Origin of the sequence: Tsuneonella sp. CC-YZS046 (assembly GCF_035581365.1) — a bacterium.
In the GTDB taxonomy this organism is placed as follows: domain Bacteria; phylum Pseudomonadota; class Alphaproteobacteria; order Sphingomonadales; family Sphingomonadaceae; genus JAWKXU01.
Genome location: NZ_CP141590.1, coordinates 3153125 through 3166275 on the forward strand (window position 1 = coordinate 3153125; position 13151 = coordinate 3166275).

General features: G+C 63.0%; 15 protein-coding genes. 6 read left to right on the top strand and 9 right to left on the bottom strand.

Annotated features, from left to right (window positions below; genetic code table 11):
* Positions 1-172 precede the first annotated feature (172 nt).
* The 3 genes from U8326_RS15435 (at position 173) to U8326_RS15445 (ending at position 2844) form a co-directional block, all read left to right on the top strand.
* The gene (locus tag U8326_RS15435; protein WP_324741346.1) at positions 173-1234 is read left to right on the top strand and encodes a ribonucleotide-diphosphate reductase subunit beta; all 1062 of its coding nucleotides are present in this window, start codon (positions 173-175) and stop codon (positions 1232-1234) included.
* Positions 1235-1493: 259 nt separating this feature from the next.
* The gene (locus tag U8326_RS15440) at positions 1494-2339 is read left to right on the top strand and encodes a hypothetical protein (protein WP_324741347.1); all 846 of its coding nucleotides are present in this window, start codon (positions 1494-1496) and stop codon (positions 2337-2339) included.
* Positions 2332-2844 (top strand): hypothetical protein, encoded by a 513-nt coding sequence (locus U8326_RS15445; RefSeq protein WP_324741348.1) that lies wholly within the window; start codon positions 2332-2334, stop codon positions 2842-2844. Before U8326_RS15440 ends, U8326_RS15445 begins: the two co-directional genes overlap by 8 nt.
* A 102-nt stretch (positions 2845-2946) precedes the next feature.
* On the opposite strand, the gene U8326_RS15450 is transcribed toward U8326_RS15445, so the two are convergent.
* The 4 genes from U8326_RS15450 to U8326_RS15465 all read right to left on the bottom strand — a co-directional run bounded on the left by U8326_RS15450 (position 2947) and on the right by U8326_RS15465 (position 5797).
* Positions 2947-3846 (bottom strand): IS1595 family transposase, encoded by a 900-nt coding sequence (locus tag U8326_RS15450; RefSeq protein WP_324741349.1) that lies wholly within the window; start codon positions 3844-3846, stop codon positions 2947-2949.
* A 329-nt stretch (positions 3847-4175) separates the two neighbouring features.
* Entirely contained in the window at positions 4176-4754 is a 579-nt protein-coding gene (locus tag U8326_RS15455; protein WP_324741350.1) for a thermonuclease family protein, read from the bottom strand.
* A gap of 337 nt (positions 4755-5091) precedes the next feature.
* Complete coding sequence (locus tag U8326_RS15460) at positions 5092-5499, bottom strand: hypothetical protein (RefSeq protein ID WP_324741351.1); 408 nt, start codon at positions 5497-5499, stop codon at positions 5092-5094.
* A 94-nt stretch (positions 5500-5593) separates the two neighbouring features.
* Complete coding sequence (locus tag U8326_RS15465; RefSeq protein WP_324741352.1) at positions 5594-5797, bottom strand: hypothetical protein; 204 nt, start codon at positions 5795-5797, stop codon at positions 5594-5596.
* 26 nt (positions 5798-5823) lie between these two features.
* Between U8326_RS15465 and U8326_RS15470 the strand changes: the two genes are divergently transcribed.
* Both U8326_RS15470 and U8326_RS15475 read left to right on the top strand, forming a co-directional pair.
* Complete coding sequence (locus tag U8326_RS15470; protein WP_324741353.1) at positions 5824-5976, top strand: hypothetical protein; 153 nt, start codon at positions 5824-5826, stop codon at positions 5974-5976.
* 63 nt (positions 5977-6039) lie between these two features.
* A complete protein-coding gene (locus U8326_RS15475; RefSeq protein WP_324741354.1) occupies positions 6040-7167 on the top strand; it encodes an alkene reductase in 1128 nt (375 codons plus the stop codon).
* A gap of 6 nt (positions 7168-7173) precedes the next feature.
* Here U8326_RS15475 and U8326_RS15480 read toward each other — a convergent pair whose 3' ends face one another.
* Genes U8326_RS15480 through U8326_RS15490 form a run of 3 tightly spaced genes read right to left on the bottom strand, consistent with a single transcriptional unit; the run spans position 7174 to position 8484 of the window.
* Positions 7174-7374: a hypothetical protein gene (locus tag U8326_RS15480; protein WP_324741355.1), complete on the bottom strand. Its 201-nt coding sequence runs from the start codon at positions 7372-7374 to the stop codon at positions 7174-7176.
* Entirely contained in the window at positions 7371-8198 is an 828-nt protein-coding gene (gene ppk2 / locus U8326_RS15485) for a polyphosphate kinase 2 (protein WP_324741356.1), read from the bottom strand. Before ppk2 ends, U8326_RS15480 begins: the two co-directional genes overlap by 4 nt.
* A gap of 49 nt (positions 8199-8247) precedes the next feature.
* Positions 8248-8484 (bottom strand): hypothetical protein, encoded by a 237-nt coding sequence (locus U8326_RS15490; protein ID WP_324741357.1) that lies wholly within the window; start codon positions 8482-8484, stop codon positions 8248-8250.
* Between the two features lie 160 nt (positions 8485-8644).
* Between U8326_RS15490 and gyrB the strand changes: the two genes are divergently transcribed.
* On the top strand, positions 8645-11152 hold the full coding sequence (gene gyrB / locus U8326_RS15495; protein WP_324741358.1) for a DNA topoisomerase (ATP-hydrolyzing) subunit B: 2508 nt from the start codon (positions 8645-8647) through the stop codon (positions 11150-11152).
* Between the two features lie 4 nt (positions 11153-11156).
* Here the strand turns inward: gyrB and U8326_RS15500 are convergent, their stop codons facing one another.
* Positions 11157-12224, bottom strand: coding sequence for a class I SAM-dependent methyltransferase (locus U8326_RS15500; protein WP_324741360.1), 1068 nt, complete (start codon positions 12222-12224; stop codon positions 11157-11159).
* Positions 12221-13078, bottom strand: a complete 858-nt coding sequence (gene lgt, locus U8326_RS15505; RefSeq protein WP_416385493.1) for a prolipoprotein diacylglyceryl transferase — start codon at positions 13076-13078, stop codon at positions 12221-12223. Before lgt ends, U8326_RS15500 begins: the two co-directional genes overlap by 4 nt.
* Positions 13079-13151 lie beyond the last annotated feature (73 nt).

Genomic DNA, 13151 nt, shown 5'->3' on the forward strand with positions numbered 1-13151 from the left:
CGCAAGAGGTTTGCGCCCGATTAACGCGGCGGTTGTGCGAGGTTCATTTTCCGGCCCGCGCAGGGGCCGCATCTTTTTCGCGGATTATCGCCCGCGCCCATCGGCGCGGCGATGGTCTTGGGCCGAAAACGCCCTATATTATCCAGCCTGATCGAACGCCCGGAGACACAATATGTCGTTGCTCGAAGCCCGCAAGACCTACAAGCCCTTCGAATATCCGTGGGCTTACGAGTTCTGGAAGCGGCAGCAGCAGGTCCACTGGATGCCGGAGGAAGTGCCGCTGGGCGAGGATTGCCGCGACTGGGCGCAGAAGCTCTCGGACCATGAGCGCAACCTGCTGACCCAGATCTTCCGCTTCTTCACCCAGGCCGATGTCGAGGTGCAGGATTGCTACCACGAGAAATACGGCCGCGTGTTCAAGCCCACCGAAGTGAAGATGATGCTGGCCGCCTTCTCCAACATGGAGACGATCCACATCGCCGCCTATTCGCATTTGCTCGACACCATCGGCATGCCGGAAAGCGAATATGGCATGTTCCTCGAATATGCGGAGATGAAGGACAAGCACGATTACCTGCAGCAGTTCGGGGTGGATTCGGACGAGGATATCGCCCGCACCCTGGCGATGTTCGGCGGCTTCACCGAAGGGCTGCAGCTGTTCGCCAGCTTCGCCATGCTGATGAACTTCCCGCGCTTCAACAAGATGAAGGGCATGGGCCAGATCGTCACCTGGTCGGTGCGCGACGAATCGCTCCATTGCGAAGGGATCACCCGCCTGTTCCACGCCTTCTGCAAGGAGCGGGACTGCCTGACCAAGGCGGTGAAGGAAGACATCATAGATTGCTGCCAGAAGACGGTGCGGCTGGAGGACGCCTTCATCGACCTGGCGTTCGAGGCCGGGCCGGTGCCGGGGATGACCGCGCGCGAGATCAAGAAATATATCCGCTACATCGCGGACTGGCGGCTGAACCAACTCGGCTTCGCGCCGATCTACATGGTGGAGGATCACCCGCTGCCGTGGCTGGCCCCGCTGCTGAACGGGGTGGAGCACGCCAATTTCTTCGAAACCCGCGCGACCGAATATTCCAAGGCGGCGACGCGCGGCAACTGGAATGACGTGTGGTCCAGCTTCGACCAGCGCCGCAAGGCGAAGAAGGGCGAGGAAGCCAACGACGTGTCGGACGACGGCGAGCCGGATATGTTCGGCAATGCGAGCGGCGTGGCGGCGGAGTGATAGATGGCAATCTATCACGTCTACGCTGACGCTAACATATTCTTAGATTTTTTTCGATTTTCTGATGACGATCTCGAAGAATTACAAAAATTGGGGTTTATCCCCTTGGGATACGTATCGCCCGGACTCAAATGGGGCACGATCTAGCGCAGGATGGCTCCCGCTTGTTCTCGTTTCGTGCTAGCGCGTGGTATGCTTTCGCGTTTTGACTCTCACACGAATTTAAGAGTAGCTATCCCCCGCAATTTGGGGGGGCGGTATGGCGAAAGCAATTACAGTTCGGTTCTACACAGTCGGCAAGGTGTCGCCACAAGGCGCCAGTCTGCGAACAACGCTCCAGACTATTTACGAGCTTGGAGAACCGGCGGTTCGGCAGCGCCAGTTGACCGGCGGTTTCATTTGTCGCTTGGAGAGGCTGACTCTGGCGCCGGGTTACTTGTCGGGTGAAATGATGCGGGTGCGCGACACTGACTTGCCCTGCGAGGTCCATCCGGACGGGACAAAGCGATTGGGACTCGACGTTCCAATCGGCGACGGCATCGCGTTTTGCTTTAGAGAGGCAGATCACACGCTGGCGATCCACTACGATACGCGTGTGGTCTCACCGGGCCGTTTCAACGACTACCTGACGCAAATGCACCATGCCGGGCAGTTCACTATGGAGCCGGTCATGGACGCAGCAGCTCTTGCCAGGTTCCAGGCACAGCCGCTTCGCAAGCTGAGCGTGAAGCTTGCTCGGCCACAGAATCTTGACGCCTTGGATGATGAGGCGGCGGCTGCCGGGGCGGCGATACAATCACTTGGCGAAGCCTATGAAGCGCCAGTGATCACCGTTGAACTCAGCATGGGGCACAACAAGGGCCAACTGGGAGCGGGAGCCAAGGCGATGGTCCAAAGATTCCTCGGCATGGCCGGGCATGAGCAAGACGTGCGCGGAATTCACGTCACCCCCGATGCTGGAGAGGGTGTCAAGAACGAGGATATCAACCTGCTAGATGCTCTTCTCTCGGAAAAGGGCGAGATCAACCCCGCCAGCGACGAACCGGACGATGTATATGCCGCTACGTCTGCCTTCGTGCGGCAAAGGCTAGATGGTCATGGCTGAGGCAGCGAAGCGGCGCAAAAGTCTCGGCCTGATTGTCGAGCAATACGCGCCTCTCGTGCTCTCTGTGGGGAGCTCAATCGCGATCTATGTTCTTGCGCCCGCAATCATCGCGAAATTTGAGCCGACGGACGGGTGGCAGGTGTCCAGCCTCTACGGAGCCATTTTCAACTGGTCAGCCATCCAGACCGGATTTGCCTTCGGAGTATATGGCTTCGTCGTCGGAAAGAACGACGGGTTTGTGCAGGAGATACGCGACAAGCTGGCCATGCGCCGCTTCCTCGCATATGTCCGCCGGGCCAACATCGGCGGCTTCGTTTTGACGGTCATGTCGTTGCCGCTGACGATAGCAAATCCGCCTATATCCGATCCTCAATCGCCGATGTTTTTCGTCGTGCTTGGATGGTTTGGCCTGTTCCTCTGGACGTTTTTGGCTTTTCTGCGCGTAGCGTATGGGTTCGGCAAGTTGTCCAGTGTGCGCGATCAACCGGAATTCTACGGAGCGTAACGATGATAAGCCTTCGTGAAGCCATCGACCAAGGTAAGCTCGACCAGTTCATCGCTGAGCACGAAGGCGAGATTGGCGACCGGGACGCCTTCGAGGCTACCGTTAGGGCAATGGCCGGAAAGTCGAAAGAAGCTCCGGCAGCATCGTCTCAGGACGGTTCCGACGATTGAAGCGATACTCGAATTCCTTGACGTAGCGGCCGAGGTACTTGGGCGAAACGCTGGTGTGCGTGCCGTTGATCGAGCACTTGAGGTGACGCCAGAAATTCTCGATCCCGTTGACCGTCACGGTGTCCGCTAGGCGGTAGTCGTAATACGCATATTCCTGCGCGCCGTGGTTCACCGTGGCGTGACGATAGCCGGCCTTCGCCAGATTGGCGTAGCTGCGCAGCTCGTCGGTGTGCACGTTGCCGCCAACCTTCACGTTGGCCGTCACGAAGGGTTCCAGTGTCTCGCGGCGCTGGTTCGGGACAACGGCGGTCACAATGTCGCCACCGCGTTCCAGAGCGCCGACAACGACCGTCTTGCCGGCGCTGCCGCGCATATGCTTGCCCTTCTTCACGCCACCCATGAGCGTTTCGTCGATTTCAACCGAGGTGCCGGGGCCGCCGATCGGACGTTCGCCGTCAACGTCGGCCATGTGCTCGCGAATGAGCGCGGCCATGCGCCATGCGGTCTTGTAGGTCACGCCGAGCTGGCGCTGCAATTCCTTGGCACTGACACCGTGGCGCGTCGTCGTGAACAGGTGGATCGCGTAGAACCAAAGCTGGAGCGGCGTGCGGGTCTTTTCGAAGGGCGTGCCGACCGTGGGGTGCAGGTGATGACCGCACCACTGGCAGGAATAGGCGCGCTCGGCCTTGATGCGGAACCACTTGGAAGCACGCTCGCACTTCGGACACTCGAAGCCCTGCCCGAAGCGGACTTCAAACAGATGGTTGAGGCAGGTTTCGTCATCCGGGAAGAGGCGGAAGAACTGCGCGGTGGAGAGGGGCTTCGTGCTCATGCCCCATTGTATAGCCGATCAAATTACGTATGGCAAGGGGATACACCCCCTGCTTTAATAGATGATCTGGCATGCAGCGTAAATTATTCTAACACTCACTGTGCAATAGCTAATTTGCTTCCCTATGCGTCTCAATTTTCGCCCGCAGAACTGGAGAAAATTTTGGACATTGCGATGTTCAACAGTCAAGTCGGAGGAATTTTGGGTGATAGCGACGTGGAAGATTTTTATTCAAAAGTAAGGACAAGAATGCCTTGGATTGGAAATGCGGTAGCAGATCAATTCGACGAACTGTTTGGTGATCTGTCGGAAGTTCCTTTTTAGATATCTCAACACCACCCCCTTCGATACCCCTTCCACCGCTCGGCATAGCCTTCACGCACCAAGACGTCGCCCAGGCTTTGTCCGCCGCGCCTCACCACCCGCAGGGCGCGGCCATATTTGTCGGTGTCCCGGTCGATCCGTTCCAGCGAGAATGGCCCTTCATTCAGCAGCGTTAGCAGCCGCGCGGTCGCCTTCGCGCCCAGTTCCGCCTCGCGGGCGCAGCCCGGCTCGCTTACCTCCGGCGTGTTGATGTCGGCGATCCGGATCTTGGTTCCGCGATACCACAGCGTATCCCCATCCACGACGCAGCTATAGCGGATCGGGCCGATGCAGCGGGAGAATCTGGCACTTTCCCGGTCCTGCGATGTGGCGACGGGCCTGCTGGCCGTCAGCGAGAGGCCGGGCGGAACGCCATCCCACAGGAACACCGCCATGAAGGCCGCCAGCGGCAGCATTACCATGATCGGATCGATTCCGAACCGGCGGCGGGTTCGCCGCCTCCATGCTGGCGCGGCATAGGCGGCCGTGCGGGTCCAGCGGCTCCGCTTGCGGAAAGGATGGATGTTCCGGCTGTTTCGACGCATGGGCGGCATCATGCCGCCGACAGGTGTCGGAAGGCTTAAGCGGCTCGGCTTGCCTGCCTCTTCCCGGCAAACATCTTCCCTGCGGGCATTCCGCCCGGTGCCGCTCCCGCCATTTTCCTACTCGCGCCGGGTCTGCCATGGTGGCGCGGTCATGCCTCGCATCGCCCGCCCCGCCATTCTCCCGCCGCCTCCGCATGGGCCATCCGCGAAAGGTCACACAGATTCCGGCGTCAAGCCTTTGCGTTCAAAGGGAAACAAGGCGAAAGCGAAAACCACAATTCGGGCGTTCGGCGTCAACTTTACGAGCGGTGTGAAACGAGGGTGGCGGTCGCGCCGCCTATACCCACCATGTCTCCGGATCGGGCATGGGCAGCTTCTTCTGCGCGTTCACCAGGCTCAGCACGCAGCGCACGATCACCAGCACGGCCACGCCCACGATCAGCAGGAAGCCGATCAGCACCAGCATCAGGAAGGTGCTGATGATCCCGCCGATCAGGCCCAGCCAGAAGGTGCGGATGAGGTAGGTGTAATGCGAGCGTTCCCATTCCGCTTGCGGCTCGCCGCGCCAGACATAGGCCAGCACCACGCCGATCAGCACGGTGACGCACAGCACGAAGGAGGAGAGATACAGCAGGCTGATGATGGTGGGGCGGTTGAAATCGAACCCGGCAGAGGCTGTGGGCCGGGTGGCCTGCGGATCGATCAGCTGCGGTTGCGGTTCGCCCTCGGTCATGCCTTCGGTCACATGGATTCTCCTGCCTGCGCGCGGGTCTGCCCGGCGGAGCGGGAGCCTATCGCAATGGCGCGCCGGCCGGAAGCCCTTGCGGGAAGGGGCGCGGTCAGCCGCGGCGGTCGAGGATCTCGCGGCGCGGGTGCTTGCGCCGTTCCGGGCCTTTATAGGGCTGCGCGGCGGCCTCGCGCCGGTCTTCCCCGGTGCGGCGTTCCTCGCCTGCATAGGCGTGCGGCTCCTCCCGGCGATCGTCGCCGGAGCGGCGGTCCGGCCCGCGTTCGACATACTCTCTTGCTTTGCTGGCGGTGGCCATGGCCTGCCTCCATCCGGCTGGCGGGAATGCCCGATGCATTCGCTTCGCTGGCCGATCCTGCCAGTTCTAGCCGGGGGAGTGTTGAGTTTGGGTTAACTTTGCCTGACCCGCCCGAGGGGCTTCACGCCGCGCGCCTGGCGGAAATTTTCCTGTTTCCGCGATTTCCGGTCAGCAAGTGATTTCACTTGCTTCCAAATCGCTCTAAGAAACCGCAAACCAGTTTACCGATCGGAGTGCTGTCCTTGTCCCATGATGCCCTGTTCCAGCCGCTGACGCTCGGCACGCTCGCCCTCCCCAACCGGATCGTGATGGCGCCGCTCACCCGTGGCCGCGCGGACGAAGCCAATGTGCCGCAGCCGGTGATGGGCGAATATTACGCACAGCGCGCCGATGCGGGGCTGATCGTTTCGGAAGCGACCGCCGTGCATCCGCTGGGCATGGGCTGGTATCGCGTGCCCGGCATCTGGTCGGACGAGATGGTCGCCGGGTGGCAGGGTGTGACCGGGCGGGTCCATGATGCGGGCGGGCGGATCTTCTGCCAGATCTGGCACATGGGGCGGCTGGTGCTGCCGGACTATATCGGCGGCCAGCAGCCGGTGGCGCCTTCCGCCATCGCCTCGGAAGGGGAGACCTTTGCGCCCCGGCCCGCCGGCGACGACAGCCTGTTCCTGCCGATGAAGCCCTATGCCGTGCCGCGCGAAATGACCCAGGCCGATATCGACGAGGCGGTGGCCGCCTATGGCAGGGGCGCGGCCAATGCCCGGCGCGCCGGGTTCGACGGGGTGGAGATCCACGGGGCCAATGGCTATCTGATCGACCAGTTCCTCAAGACCAGCAGCAACCACCGCGCCGACGGCTATGGCGGCAGCCTGGAGAACCGGCTGCGCTTCCTGCGCGAGGTGATCGCGGCGGTGGTGGCCGAGGTGGAGCCGGGCCGGGTCGGCCTGCGCATCAGCCCCACCAGCGAGCGCAAGGGCATGGCCGATGCCGATCCGGGCGCGCTGGCCGAGGCGATCGGCACGCTGGTGCAGGAATATGGCCTGGCCTATGTCCACCTGATCGAACCGATCGCGGCGGGCTTCATGGATGTGCCCGACAATCCGGTGATGGACAGGCTGCGCGGCGCCTACAAGGGCGCGGTCATCCAGAACGGCGGGTTCGATGCGGAAAAGGGCGCACAGTTCATCGCCAATGGCGATGCGGATGCGATCTCCTTCGGGCGGCCGTTCATGGCCAACCCCGATCTGGTGGACCGTTTCCGCAAGGGCCTGCCGCTGGCCGAGGTCAATTTCGACTATGCCTATGTCGGGGAGGAGAAGGGCTACACCGATTATCCGGCCTATGCCGAAGCGGCGGAACAGGCGGGATAGGGCAGGTCAGCCGCCGCAGCCGCGCCATTCGGCCATCGCGGCGTAGCTCTCGAGATATTCGGCGGGGGTGAGGCCTGCGGCGAAGGCGGCATGGTGGCTCTGGCCGGGCGCGGCGGCGAGCCAGCCGAGATCCTGTTCCGCCGCGAGCCTGCCCAATGCGGCGAACCAGAGGTTGAAGGCGGGTTCGGGAAGGCCGGGGGCGTTCAATCCTTGTCCTTTCCGCCCTTTCCGCCCTTGCCTTCATCGTCCTCATCCCCGTCCTTGCCGACGGGATAGGCGGGAATGGGGCGCAGCAGGCCGAATTCCTCCTCCAGGGGAGGGTGGTCCAGTTCCGGCCATTCGATCGCCTCGTCCGGCACCGCGAAATCCGGCAGGCGATCCAGCAGGTCGCGGATCAGGGTCAGGCGGCCGTGCCGCTGGTCGTTGAAATCCACGACGGTCCACGGCGCGGAATCGGTGTGGGTCGCGGCGAACATCGCCTCTCGCGCCGCCGTATATTCGGCATAGCGGCTGCGCGCGGCGGCATCGACCGGTGACAGCTTCCAGCGCTTGAGCGGATCGTCCAGCCGTTCGGCGAAGCGCTCCTCCTGATGAGCCTGGTCGCAGCTCAGCCAGTATTTGAACAGGCGGATGCCGTCGTCGACCAGCATCTTCTCGAATATGGGCGCCGCCCGGAGGAAATTTTGCACCTGCTGGTCCGACGCGAAGCCCATCACCTGCTCCACCCCGGCGCGGTTATACCAGCTGCGGTCGAACAGGACGATTTCGCCGGCTGCGGGAAGGTGGCGCGCGTAACGCTGGAAATACCATTGCCCCTGCTCGTTCTCGCTCGGCTTGGGCAAGGCGACGACCCGGCATTGGCGGGGATTGAGCCGCTCCGAAACCGTCTTGATCGCGCCGCCCTTGCCGGCGGTGTCCCGCCCCTCGAACAGGACCAGTATCCGCTCTCCCTTCGCCTTGGCCCACCGCGCCATCTGCACCAGTTCCACCTCGAGCGGTTCGATCAGCTTGTCATAGGTCTTGCTTTTCATGTGCCCGTTCCCTGGAAGCATTGCGATCCGATCGCCCGGAACAGCGATGTCAGTCTGGCGGCAAGCCATCGGATAAGGAAGGATTTATCGCCAGTTGCAAATAACGCAACGCGCCGGAACTTTTTTGCGATTGCGAAATATGCTGCGCTGCACAATATGACAGCAGGAAGACAGGGACGATGTCCTTGGGGCACTGCAAACAGGAGGAAATCATGCAGCTCATCGCTTCGCGCGTATTGCCGATCATCGTGGCGGCTTCGACCAGCGGGATCTTGTTCGGCGCCACGCTTATCTGAGTTGGCGCCTATGGCCATATCCAACGGCAGGCGGCCGTTCTCCGGATAGGGGGACGGCCGTCTGCTTTTGTGGCCCGATCCATTGCAATCAGTTGTGGATGTCCGCCCTCAACGCTTTCCTATTCGCGGCTTCGTCCCTATATCATCGGCATGACGGACAATCCCGAAAATGCCCCGCGTTCCAATGGCTATGGCGCGGATTCGATCAAGGTGCTCAAGGGCCTGGACGCCGTGCGCAAGCGGCCCGGCATGTATATCGGCGATACGGACGACGGGTCCGGCCTGCATCACATGGTGTTCGAGGTTTCCGACAATGCCATAGACGAGGCATTGGCCGGCCATTGCGACCTCGTGCTGATCGAATTGAACCCGGACGGCTCCGTGTCGGTCGAGGATAACGGCCGCGGCATCCCGACCGACATCCATTCGGAAGAAGGGGTTTCCGCCGCCGAGGTCATCATGACCCAGCTCCATGCCGGCGGCAAGTTCGAGAATACGTCGGAAGACAACGCCTACAAGGTTTCCGGCGGGCTGCATGGCGTCGGCGTCTCGGTGGTCAACGCGCTCAGCGAATGGCTGGAGCTGACCGTCTGGCGGGACGGCAAGGAACACTGGATGCGCTTCGAGAATGGCGATCCAGTCGCGCCGCTGGTGATGAAGGGCGATGCCCCGCCCGGCAAGAAAGGCACGCGGGTCACCTTCCTGGCGTCCACCGAAACCTTCAAGAATGTGACCGAGTTCGATTTCGAGAAGCTGGAACACCGCTATCGGGAGCTGGCTTTCCTCAATTCGGGCGTCCGCATCCTGCTGCGCGACAAGCGGCACGAGGAAGTGAAAGAGCATGACCTGTTCTATGAGGGCGGGATCGCCGCCTTCGTCGCCTATCTCGATCGCAACAAGACCGCGTTGCTGCCCGATCCGATCGCGATTGCGTCCGAACGGGACGGGATCGGCATCGATGTCGCGCTCGAATGGAACGATTCCTATTACGAGAACGTGCTGTGCTTCACCAACAACATCCCCCAGCGTGACGGCGGCACCCATCTGGCCGCATTCCGCGCGGCGCTGACCCGCACGCTCAACAATTATGCCGAGAAATCGGGCCTGCTGAAGAAGGAAAAGGTTAACCTCACGGGCGAAGACATGCGCGAGGGGCTGACCGCGATCGTTTCCGTCAAGCTTCCCGATCCGAAGTTCAGCTCGCAGACCAAGGACAAGCTGGTTTCATCGGAAGTGCGGCAGCCGCTGGAAAGCCTGATGGCCGACCGGCTGAGCGAGTGGCTTGAGGAAAACCCGGCCAATGCCAAGGCCGTGGTGGGCAAGATCATCGATGCCGCCGCCGCGCGTGAAGCGGCTCGCCGCGCGCGCGAACTGACCCGGCGCAAGGGGGCGATGGATATCGCCAGCCTGCCCGGCAAGCTGGCGGACTGCCAGGAGCGCGATCCGGCCAAGTCCGAATTGTTCCTGGTCGAGGGCGACAGCGCGGGCGGCTCCGCAAAGCAGGGGCGCGACCGGCATTATCAGGCGATCCTGCCGCTCAAGGGCAAAATCCTGAATGTGGAGCGCGCGCGGTTCGACCGGATCATCTCGTCGAAGGAAGTGGGCACGCTGATCCAGGCGATGGGCACCGGCATTCGCGACGAATTCACTCTCGACAAGCTGCGCTACCACAAGATCGTCATCATGACCGACGCCGACGTGGACGGGGCGCATATCCGCACGCTGCTGCTCACCTTCTTCCATCGGCAGATGCCGGATATCATCCGCAGCGGGCATCTCTATATCGCCCAGCCGCCGCTCTACAAGGTCAGCAAGGGCCGTTCGGAAGTCTATCTGAAGGACAATCCCGCGCTCGACCGCTATCTGGTCGAAGGCGGATTGCAGGGCAGGATTCTCGAAACCGCGGGCGGGGCCCGGGGCGGGGCCGAACTGGAAGCGCTGGTCGAACATGCGCTGCGGCTGCGCAACCTGATCGGCTTCGTGCCGCGCCGCTATGACAGCGCGGTGGTGGAGCAGATGGCGATGGCCGGGGCGCTTGCGCCGGATCTCGACCGCGCCGCGCGGACTGCCGCGCTGGAAGCCGCGGCTGTGCGGCTGGGCGGCGGCGATCCCGATGCGCGCTGGAGCGCTTCATTCAAGGACGATGGCTCGGTTCGCTTCGACCGGGTGTGGCGCGGGGTGACCGACGTTCACCTGATCGAAGCGGCCTTCCTCTCCAGCGCCGAGGCGCGCAAGCTGGATCGGATCGCGCGCGAGCAGGCGGAGGTCTATGTGGCTCCGGCTCGTCTTATCAAGGGCAGCACGGCAGCTGAACCCGAGCCTGAGGTCGCGGACGAAGCGGAAGATGGCGAGGAAGCGCTGCGCGCGCCTGCCGCCGGTGAAGGCGCGATTACCCGGCCCACCGAATTGCTCGATGCGGTGCTCGCGGCCGGGCGCAAGGGCCTGTCGATCCAGCGCTACAAGGGGCTGGGCGAGATGAACGCGGAGCAGCTTTGGGAAACCACGCTCGACCCGGAAAACCGCGCCCTGCTTCAGGTGAAGGTGGAAGACGCCGACGTCACCGACGAAATCTTCACGCGCCTGATGGGCGATGTGGTCGAACCGCGCCGCGATTTCATTCAGGAAAACGCGCTGAACGTCGCCAATCTGGACGTCTGAGCGTTCAGAAGCCGGCGCCGTCCGGCCAGCCCGATGCAGCCAGCCCCATGACCTTGAACAGGGCGCCCATCTGTTCGTCGTCGGCCAGCCTGTGCAGGGCGGCGCGGATCGCATCCGCGTGCTCCGGCGCGGACCGCGACAGAGCGGCGGCGCGCGCCTCTATCCCGAGCTGCCGAAGCCAGCCGCCTTGCGTCGCCGTTCCCAGCCATTTGGCTCCGCGCGACTCCGCGATGCGGGAAAGCACCGCGAAATCGACATGGGCCGTCAGATCAGCCTGGCCCGGACTGGCGAACGGATCGACCTTCCGATGGGCGCGGACCGCCTGCAGGGTCGATCCGGTGCGCTCTTCGGCGTGGCCGTAATCGATGAACAGGGCGGCACCGCCCTGTTGTTCCAGCCGGCCCGCGACTTCATAGATGACCGCGGCCGCGGCGGGAGAGCTTTCGATGATCGTTCCTGGCTCCGCGTCCCGCTGCGCTTCCGGAACGGCCGAATCCATCGGCTGGCTGCCGGTCACGAAGATGAAGCGGCCGCTTTCCCCGGTTCCTTCCAGCCCCACCTTGCGTTCGCGCCAGCCCGCCTCCGTGCTCACCAGCTGGCGGATCGGGAGAGCGTCGAGAAATTCGTTGGCCACCAGCAGGATCGGCCCGGAAGCGGGCAGGGTCGAGAGATCGTCATGCCAATGCGCGCCCGGCACATTGGCGAACTGGACATCGCGCAGCGCCACTGAGGTTTCGACGAGATGGACGCGCGGCTCCAGCCCGTATCGCCGCGCCGCGCGCAAGGCATCGCGCGCCAGGGTCCCGCGCCCCGGCCCCAGTTCGACATAATGCGCATGGTCCGGGCGGCCAGCGCGCATCCAGACGTCCGCCAGCCACAGCCCGATCAGTTCCCCGAACATCTGGCTGATTTCAGGAGCGGTAATGAAATCGCCGGCGCTGCCCAGGGGATCGGCGGAATTGTAGTAGCGCGCGTTCGATTCCGCCATGAAATGCGCGATGCTGACTGGGCCTGTATTAAGGATCAGCCGCCGGAACATGGCGGCCAGGTCGCCGCTTTCCTCCATGGTCATGCCGGCGCGGCGGTTCCGCTTCCCAGCGGCGGGTGGGTCAGCGACCACACCACCAGAGCCAGCCCGAGCAGGATCAACGGAATGGTGAGCCATTGGCCCATCGAAAGGCCGGTCCGCGCCGCGAATTCCGCCAGCTGGGCATCCGGCTCGCGGAAGAATTCCACGGTGAAGCGAGCCAGCGCGATGCCGGCGGTGAAGGTGCCGACAAGCAGGCCCGGCCGCCAGCGCGCCCGTGTCCGCCAGAACAGATAGAGCAGCACGATGACCAGCAAGGCGCCTTCCAGCGCGGCCTCGTAAAGCTGGGACGGGTGGCGCGGCAGCGGGCCGGCGCCCGGGAACAACATCGCCCATGGCACGTCGGCCGGCCGTCCCCACAATTCTCCGTTGATGAAGTTGGCGAGCCGCCCGAACAGCATGCCGAACGGCACATTGACCGCGATGTAATCGGCCACCCGGAGGAAGGAAAGCTGGCCGCGCCAGCTAACCCAGATGATTGCGATCAGCACACCGATCAAGCCGCCGTGGAAGCTCATTCCGCCTTCCCACAGTTTCAGCAGGTTGACGGGGTTGGCCCAGAGTTCCGGAGCATAGAAGGTGGCGTAGCCGAGCCGGCCGCCCAGGATGATGCCCAGCGTGCAATAGAAGAACAGATCGTCCGCATGGCGCTGGGCCATCGGCGCGCCGGGGGCCTTGATCATGCGCCCAAGATGCCAATATCCGAGGACGATGCCCGCCAGATAGGCGAGCGAGTAGAAGCGAAGGGTGAAGAAACCCAGATCGATCCCGGGCCTCAATCCCAGATCCTCCCACATCAGGGGAGCGGAACCGGCGGTGGCGGCCAATAGTGACAGCAAGTGGCGAACCCCTTAGTGAAGGATCAAGCGTGGCTGGCTATTGGCACACTCAGGGGATGGGAGAAAGCCTGTC

What these genes read in the sequence shown, in the direction of transcription:
- U8326_RS15435 (WP_324741346.1), top strand. Translation starts at nt 173, where the DNA reads ATGTCGTTGCTCGAAGCCCGCAAGACCTACAAGCCCTTCGAATATCCG.
- U8326_RS15440 (WP_324741347.1), top strand. Translation starts at nt 1,494, where the DNA reads ATGGCGAAAGCAATTACAGTTCGGTTCTACACAGTCGGCAAGGTGTCG.
- U8326_RS15445 (WP_324741348.1), top strand. Translation starts at nt 2,332, where the DNA reads ATGGCTGAGGCAGCGAAGCGGCGCAAAAGTCTCGGCCTGATTGTCGAG.
- U8326_RS15450 (WP_324741349.1), bottom strand. Translation starts at nt 3,846, where the DNA reads ATGAGCACGAAGCCCCTCTCCACCGCGCAGTTCTTCCGCCTCTTCCCG.
- U8326_RS15455 (WP_324741350.1), bottom strand. Translation starts at nt 4,754, where the DNA reads ATGCGTCGAAACAGCCGGAACATCCATCCTTTCCGCAAGCGGAGCCGC.
- U8326_RS15465 (WP_324741352.1), bottom strand. Translation starts at nt 5,797, where the DNA reads ATGGCCACCGCCAGCAAAGCAAGAGAGTATGTCGAACGCGGGCCGGAC.
- U8326_RS15470 (WP_324741353.1), top strand. Translation starts at nt 5,824, where the DNA reads ATGCCCGATGCATTCGCTTCGCTGGCCGATCCTGCCAGTTCTAGCCGG.
- ppk2 (WP_324741356.1), bottom strand. Translation starts at nt 8,198, where the DNA reads ATGAAAAGCAAGACCTATGACAAGCTGATCGAACCGCTCGAGGTGGAA.
- gyrB (WP_324741358.1), top strand. Translation starts at nt 8,645, where the DNA reads ATGACGGACAATCCCGAAAATGCCCCGCGTTCCAATGGCTATGGCGCG.
- U8326_RS15500 (WP_324741360.1), bottom strand. Translation starts at nt 12,224, where the DNA reads ATGACCATGGAGGAAAGCGGCGACCTGGCCGCCATGTTCCGGCGGCTG.